Here is a 2,614-nt window from a genome sequence, read left to right as displayed (position 1 = left end):
CACCACCATTGCGCGGCTCGAAGGTGAGAGCGGCCGTGTCACGGCCGCGGTCACCTCATCCGGCGAGCACCTGCCGGCGCAGATGGTCATCATCGGCATCGGCGTCGTGCCCAATGTCGAACTGGCGCAAGCCGTAGGCATCACAATTGCCAATGGCATCCACGTCGACCAGCAGATGCGCACGTCGGTGCCCGAAATCCTCGCCATCGGCGACGCCGCCTCCTACCGGCACTGGCTCACCGGCGGCGATGTGCGGCTGGAATCGGTGCAAAATGCGACCGACCAGGCGCGTCTTGCCGCCCGCACCATCCTCGGCCATGCGGACGCGTTTGCAGCGGTGCCATGGTTCTGGTCCGATATCGGCGACATGAAGCTGCAGATGGTCGGCCTGATTTCGGGCGGCGACAGCCATGTCGTGCTGGGCGACGTCAACGAGAACAGATTCTCGATCTACCACTATGCTGGAAATCGTCTGCTCGGCATCGAATCGGTCAATCGGCCGGGCGACCACATGCTTGGCCGCAAGATGCTCGGCGCCGGCTTCTCGCCGACGCCGCAGTTGGTCGCGACCGGGCCCGACGGACTGAAGGCGGCGCTCGCCGCCTTCCAGCAGGAAGAGCCTATCCGCGCCGCTGAATAGGATATGTTGATATTCAGGTGATGCCGGCCGAGAACGGCGGTTTCCTGCGCTTCCGGTACTCACGTACCCAAAAGTACGCTCCGTTCCGGTTCTCGGAACCCACCATTCTCGGCTCGGCCTGACCTGAATCTCACCACATCCCGGAGCAGACGAGGGTCAGGCGGCGCGGACCTCACGGATCGAGCTTTCCAGGATATCGAGCGCTTCGTTCATAACGCCGTCCTGGATGGTGATCGGCGCGAGGAAGCGGATGACATTGCCGTAGACGCCGCAGGTGAGCAGGATCAGGCCCTTGTCGAGCGCCTTCAGCCGGACCGCATTGGCAATCTCGGCCGACGGCAAGCCCTTCTTCACATCGTTGAATTCGACCGCATTCATGAAGCCTGGGCCTCTGATATCGACGATCTCCGGCGTGTCGTCGCGGATCGATTGCAGCCGCTGCTTCAGCCGGTTGCCCAGCGTATTGGCACGGTCGCAGAGCTTTTCCTCGTCGATCACGTCAAGCACGGCATGCGCCGCGGCGACGCCGATCGGGCTGCCACCATAGGTGCCGCCGAGCCCGCCGGGGTTCGGCGCATCCATGATTTCGGCGCGGCCGGTGACCGCCGACAGCGGGAAGCCTCCGGCCAGGCTCTTGGCCATGGTCGTGATGTCCGGCGCCACCTCATGATGATCCATGGCGAACATCTTTCCGGTGCGGGCGAAGCCGGTCTGCACTTCGTCGGCGATCAAAAGCATGCCGTGCTGGTCACAGATCTTGCGCAGCGCCGTCATGAAGTCGCGCGGCGCCTCGTAGAAGCCGCCCTCGCCCTGCACCGGCTCGACGATGATGGCGGCGACGCGGGCCGGATCGACATCGGCCTTGAACAGGCGATCGAGCGAGGCCAGCGAATCGGCGACCGAGATCCCGTGCAGCGCCACAGGGAACGGCGCGTGGAATACATCGGCCGGCATGGCGCCGAAGCCGACCTTGTAGGGTACGACCTTGCCGGTCAGCGCCATGCCCATGAAGGTGCGGCCATGGAAGCCGCCGGCAAAGGCGATGACCGCTGGCCGGCCCGTGGCGTTGCGGGCGATCTTGATGGCGTTCTCCACCGCCTCGGCGCCGGTGGTGACGAAGATCGTCTTCTTGTCGAATTTGCCCGGCAGCATGCCGTTCAGCCGTTCGGCCAGTCTGACATAGCTCTCATAGGGCACCACCTGGTGGCAGGTATGGGTGAAACGGTCGAGCTGCGCCTTGACCGCCTCGATCACCTTTGGGTGACGATGGCCGGTGTTGACGACGGCGATACCGGACGAGAAGTCGATATAGCGACGGCCCTCGACATCCCAGATTTCCGAGTTTTCGGCGCGGTCGGCATAGATCTGCGTGGTCATGCCGACGCCGCGCGAAATCGACTGGTTCTTGCGTTCGGAAATGGCTGAATTCTTCATAATGTCCCTCACCGGGCCGGAGCCCGTTCTCGTTTGGATGACTGCCGGGAATTGTTCTGACCTTATTTCACGTTTTCCTCAAGTTGGCACCGGCGGCGGGCGATTGGGCCTGCCGCCGATGCACTAACTGGCGGCTTAAACAAACCGCCTATACGCGTACGAGAAGAGGTTTCCTTTTTGCGGGGATCAATTATCCTCGCCGTTGTCCGCACCGTCTTGCCATAGGGAGCGGCCCGCGCGGTTGAGGCAGCTATGAGCAGGAACGCGACATCGTCCGTCTCGCCGCCATCGGTCAAAACCCCCAGCCATTTGCCTTTTTCTGCATCCACAATTCTTGCCTGCGCAATGGCAACGCTGCCTTTTCTTCTGGCCGGCTGCCAGAAGCAGGAGGCGGCGGCGAAGAAATTGCCGGTCATGGTGCGCACCGAGACGGTGGCGATCGCCAACTATGCGCCAAGGACTTCACTCACCGGCGCGATCGCGGCGCGCACGCTGAACAATTTATCGTTCCGAGTCGGCGGCCGCGTCGCCGAACGGCTT

General features: G+C 63.0%; 3 protein-coding genes and 1 pseudogene. 2 read left to right on the top strand and 2 right to left on the bottom strand.

Annotated features, from left to right (window positions below; translation table 11 throughout):
• Positions 1–640: oxidoreductase C-terminal domain-containing protein (locus tag E5W87_RS21865; RefSeq protein WP_292402101.1), on the top strand; the 640-nt coding region annotated here is incomplete at its 5' end.
• A 156-nt stretch (positions 641–796) separates the two neighbouring features.
• On the opposite strand, the gene E5W87_RS21860 is transcribed toward E5W87_RS21865, so the two are convergent.
• Both E5W87_RS21860 and E5W87_RS21855 read right to left on the bottom strand, forming a co-directional pair.
• Positions 797–2,074 (bottom strand): 4-aminobutyrate--2-oxoglutarate transaminase, encoded by a 1,278-nt coding sequence (locus tag E5W87_RS21860; protein WP_292402098.1) that lies wholly within the window; start codon positions 2,072–2,074, stop codon positions 797–799.
• A 62-nt stretch (positions 2,075–2,136) separates the two neighbouring features.
• On the bottom strand, positions 2,137–2,490 hold the full coding sequence (locus E5W87_RS21855) for a hypothetical protein (protein WP_292402095.1): 354 nt from the start codon (positions 2,488–2,490) through the stop codon (positions 2,137–2,139).
• On the opposite strand from E5W87_RS21855, the pseudogene E5W87_RS36135 reads away from it, so the two are divergent.
• Positions 2,420–2,614: pseudogene (locus tag E5W87_RS36135) on the top strand (efflux RND transporter periplasmic adaptor subunit); the annotation flags it as partial. The gene E5W87_RS21855 and the pseudogene E5W87_RS36135 sit on opposite strands and share 71 nt — an antisense overlap.

This window comes from Mesorhizobium sp., assembly GCF_004962925.1.
Lineage (GTDB): Bacteria > Pseudomonadota > Alphaproteobacteria > Rhizobiales > Rhizobiaceae > Mesorhizobium.
Note: the sequence above shows the minus strand (reverse complement) of the source record. Positions and strands in the feature narration are given on the sequence as shown.